Origin of the sequence: Bartonella sp. MR30HLJHH, from assembly GCF_042194195.1 — a bacterium.
GTDB lineage: Bacteria > Pseudomonadota > Alphaproteobacteria > Rhizobiales > Rhizobiaceae > Bartonella > Bartonella grahamii.
The window spans coordinates 1-4,053 of sequence record NZ_JBHIMO010000045.1; the positions used below are offsets into that span (position 1 = coordinate 1).

At 34.0% G+C, this 4,053-nt stretch carries 4 protein-coding genes and 2 pseudogenes; 4 read left to right on the forward strand and 2 right to left on the reverse strand.

What is annotated here, in order from left to right; genetic code table 11:
- On the reverse strand, positions 1 to 586 hold a 586-nt coding region (locus ACFIKR_RS08865), incomplete at its 3' end, for a POTRA domain-containing protein (RefSeq protein WP_375659595.1).
- Positions 579 to 758, reverse strand: coding sequence for a hypothetical protein (locus ACFIKR_RS08870; protein ID WP_375659596.1), 180 nt, complete (start codon positions 756 to 758; stop codon positions 579 to 581). The genes ACFIKR_RS08865 and ACFIKR_RS08870, both read right to left, overlap by 8 nt.
- Before the next feature lie 254 nt (positions 759 to 1,012).
- Between ACFIKR_RS08870 and ACFIKR_RS08875 the strand changes: the two are divergent.
- The 4 genes and pseudogenes from ACFIKR_RS08875 to ACFIKR_RS08890 all read left to right on the forward strand — a co-directional run.
- A pseudogene (locus ACFIKR_RS08875) lies at positions 1,013 to 1,680 on the forward strand (type ISP restriction/modification enzyme); the annotation flags it as partial.
- A gap of 301 nt (positions 1,681 to 1,981) precedes the next feature.
- Positions 1,982 to 2,239 carry a type II toxin-antitoxin system RelB/DinJ family antitoxin gene (locus tag ACFIKR_RS08880; protein WP_026500656.1) on the forward strand — a complete coding sequence of 86 codons (258 nt, stop codon included), beginning with the start codon at positions 1,982 to 1,984 and terminating at the stop codon, positions 2,237 to 2,239.
- A gap of 1 nt (position 2,240) precedes the next feature.
- A complete protein-coding gene (locus ACFIKR_RS08885; protein WP_026500655.1) occupies positions 2,241 to 2,513 on the forward strand; it encodes a type II toxin-antitoxin system YafQ family toxin in 273 nt (90 codons plus the stop codon).
- A gap of 1,053 nt (positions 2,514 to 3,566) precedes the next feature.
- Positions 3,567 to 4,053: pseudogene (locus ACFIKR_RS08890) on the forward strand (hypothetical protein); the annotation flags it as partial.

Below are 4,053 nucleotides of genomic sequence, written 5' to 3' on the forward strand. Positions count from 1 at the left end.
CAAGCCCTTGCTCTATCTGGCGCAGATTGGTCGGCTTCCCAATAAGGTTTGGAAAAGCCGTGGTGATTTCTCCTTGAGATTTCCTTCCAACTTTATGCCCATCAAGGGTAATATCTTCCATCACACCTTCAACTACAACAATCTTGAGATGACCGCCGCTTAAATCTTGCTCAGGCAAATAAGCCCGCACCGCAATATAGCCGCGCTTCATATAAAGCTTGGTCACCGCTTTGAGCACTTTGTTGATTTCGGCAATCCCCAAACACCGCCCTTCCCAAAGAGAAATGGCTTCATGAAGGTCGGTATGAGAAATCAACTGAGCATCAACAAATTCAATGCTTTTGATCAGCAAACAGGTTGTACCAGACGAAGCACCATAGGCAGATGTGGTATCATCATCCGGCAAAAATACCCCATGTGTTTCGTTTCTACGGTGTAATTGCTGAAAACGCTGTTCTTGCGTTTGTTGTCGTTGGATGCTCTCTGATTGATTAATCGCTTTCTCACGAATGTTTTCGGCAAAACTCGGCAACGAGAAAAGGCACAAAATAGCCGCAAAAACAAAAGTGAAAAAAAATCTATGCATTCATTGTGTCCTCAAAATGAGCAACAAAATGAACCATATCGTCAGCGTCACAGAAAAAATCGCCAACCGCGTAACAATTTTTTAATTTTTTGATGAGAATAATACTTATAACATCTGAGGGAAAAGCATAGACTGTACTGTATACACCTGCTTTATTAGTTGTGCAAACCATATCATTTCCCCCGCTTTTGAAGCTTGTATAATTACACTGTTAAATGACAATCATACACTCTATATGCTTCTTAATTTTAAGGTGTTGCATGTAATATAATCTTGAGCTTCAAGTAAAGACTGTTATTCATAGAATAGACCAAATTTATTGGAACTGTTACATATTAGAGACAACAAGAAACACTCCATTATTATCGCTTGATAAAAAAATAGCATGACGATAGCTTATTACTAAAATAAGCAAAAAAGAAATTGCGTAATGCCATAACTTATGAAGAATTAGCATATTTCAAAACTGCTTATCCTAATGAAAAAAACACTAAAGATGATCTGTTTTATTATGTTTACGGTCTCTTGCATTCAGAATATCGCACTCGTTATGTCAATAACCTCTCTAAAGAATTGCCTCGTATCCCTTGCGTAAAGAGTGCTAATGATTTTTGGAAATTTGTAACAGCAGGGCGTGAACTGGGGTCATTTGCACGTGAATTATGAAACTGTAGAGCCTTATCCCGTGACCTTTAAAAAGGGTAATCCAAAAGTTACAGAGATCTCTAATCCCGAAAAGTTTTATTATGTAACTGAAATGAAATTTGCAAAAGCAGGTAAAGAAAATGGAAAATCTGATAAAGATAAAACCACTGTTATTTACAATAGCAATATCACAATAACAGATATCCCTCTTGAAGCTTATGAGTATATCGTAAATGGTAGACCCGCTCTTGAATGGGTTATGGGGCGTCAATGTGTAAAGACTGATAAAAAGAGTGGTATTGTGAATGATGCCAATCGCTATGCTTGTTGAAACCGTTGGCAACCCTGCTTATCCATTAGAGTTGTTTCAAAGGATTATTACTGTAAGTCTAGAAACAATGAAAATCGTGAAAAAACTACCAAAATTAGAAATTAGAGAAACTGAATAGATTTGGCATACTCACATAATGGGTATGATAAACTCATAAGGGGTATAGAGCTTATAACCATAATCTATACCTCTCTTGTTAAGTTGATTAGATATAATCTTCTTTACTATGAGGGATAACAAAATAAAGTTAAGAGAATAGGATTTTGCAACATTCCTCTTAATTATTGCGAATCAAGGATTCTTTTCGTGGAGTTTTTTTTGCCATACCTGCTATCCAGAGGGTTTTTAATTCTAAAAAATTGACTTGAAGTCACAGTGTAGCTACACTATAACAAAGGTTATAAATGGAGATACAAATCATGAAAGCCGATTCTGTTGTTCGCGCTCGCATTCCTGCTAAAATGAAAAAACAAGCGATGATTACTTTAGAACGCATGGGATTAAGTGCATCAGATCTTATCCGCATAACATTTTTGCGTGTCGCTGAAGAAGGTTGTTTGCCTTTTGAGCTTAAAGTACCTAATAGTGTCACACGTAAAGCTATAAAGGAATTAGATGAAGGTAAAGGTAAGACATTTAAAAACGCTGATGCCCTTTTTAAGGATTTAGGCATTTAATATGCTGATACCTGTTCGCTCGAGACAATTTAAACGTGACGTGCGCAAGGCGGAAAAACGCAGTAAAAATATGAATAAGCTGCGTACACTATTAAGTCTTCTAATTGAAGAAAAGCCATTACCAAGACATTACTGTGATCATCCACTAAAAGGCGATTGGGTAGGGTATCATGATATTCATATCGAACCAGATTGGCTGCTTATTTATAGAATAGAAGGAGATAAATTACATCTTATTCGTACAGGAACGCACTCTGACCTTTTCAAAGAATAATTATATGAAAAGTTAAAAATACTCTAACTTTTCTCTACATAAAGAGCACAGACCGTAAAAAACTCGCTCTTGAAGCTATAAAAAAGCTCAAAAAAGATGAGAGATAGAGAAAAAACTAATAGAATCAATAAAGAATAAAATTCTCACTATTAATATAACTTATTGACCTAATTATTATTGAGTATCCCTTTTTAAAAGAATAGTTTATATGCGTCATTCTAAAAAAAATCATTTGCACTTTTAAATACTCTTATTTTGATTGCTTTAAGATTTTTAATAAATCCCATCTTAAAGTGAATACGCTTCTTTTACATTGGCTTTAAGAGGTTATACCGTAATCTAAAATGATAGCTTTATTGTTTTCAAAAGCTTTGTTGTGAATACTTATATTACTTTACGCTTTTAATTCCCTAATTTTTGAAAAAAATATAAACACCCCCAAAACCCCTACAAAATATATATTACAGGTTGTGTTTATAGAGTGCGTTTAATATAGATTGTTTACATTAGAGCCCTTTATAAACAAAATTCACAAAAAAAATTAAAATTCATTTAGTAAAAAATTGATAGGTTATAAAGATAAAAATACGCATTATGAGAGCGTTTTTAAATATTATAAATGTATAGATTCAGAAAATAACGCAATCGTTTCATAAAGCCAATAATATAGCTTTAAAAGCATATAAATATAAAAGAAGCAATTGATAAGAACATGATAAATATTTACACATAATGAATTTAAAAAACATAAAAAATATCAAACAAGATAAAATGTATTTGACAATAAATACGTATTTTGTTATATAAATGATCAAGTGATTAACAAACACTTTACGTTAAGCGGATAGGTTACGATACAACCTTTCCTATGTTTTTAAAATACTGGCTGTTTTTTATGTGTTAATTAGCATATAATGACTCTGTCGGGTGTGCTTACATCATACAATACCCTTATGGGAAAAGTGTAAGCAACGGACTTAACGCCGTGTTTGTTAGCGCCCGATGCTTGTTAAGAGCGTCAATAACAAACAATTTTACGTTAAGGATTTAATTATGACAAATATCTCAAAAATCCCCCCCGTTATCTCTAATATTGCAAATGAAACCGCGCCTGTTAATCAACAAAAGCCTGCAAAAAAATACGAATTTACCAATGAAAAATTCACTTTTGATGGTCTTACTTTACACCGTATACGTGCTCTAAGAGATTTTGATGATGTTAAGGCGGGGGACCTCGGCGGTTTTATTGAAAATGAAAGTAACTTATCCCATGATGGCAATTGCTGGGTCTATGATAATGCCACGGTTCTTTTCAATGCAACTGTTTATGAAAATGCTAAAATCTATAATGACGCGAAAATCTTTAGAGGTGCCAAGGTGTATGGCAATGCTATCGTTAATGGCAAAGCATTGGTTTTTGATACAACCGCTCATATTTATGATAATGCAAAAATTCATGATACCGCTAAGGTCTGTGGGCATGTTTATGGTTATGCCGTAATTAGTGATAATGCTACTATTTCTAATGGTGCCAAGGTTT

What these genes read in the sequence shown, in the direction of transcription:
- ACFIKR_RS08870 (WP_375659596.1), bottom strand. Translation starts at nt 758, where the DNA reads ATGGTTTGCACAACTAATAAAGCAGGTGTATACAGTACAGTCTATGCT.
- ACFIKR_RS08880 (WP_026500656.1), top strand. Translation starts at nt 1,982, where the DNA reads ATGAAAGCCGATTCTGTTGTTCGCGCTCGCATTCCTGCTAAAATGAAA.
- ACFIKR_RS08885 (WP_026500655.1), top strand. Translation starts at nt 2,241, where the DNA reads ATGCTGATACCTGTTCGCTCGAGACAATTTAAACGTGACGTGCGCAAG.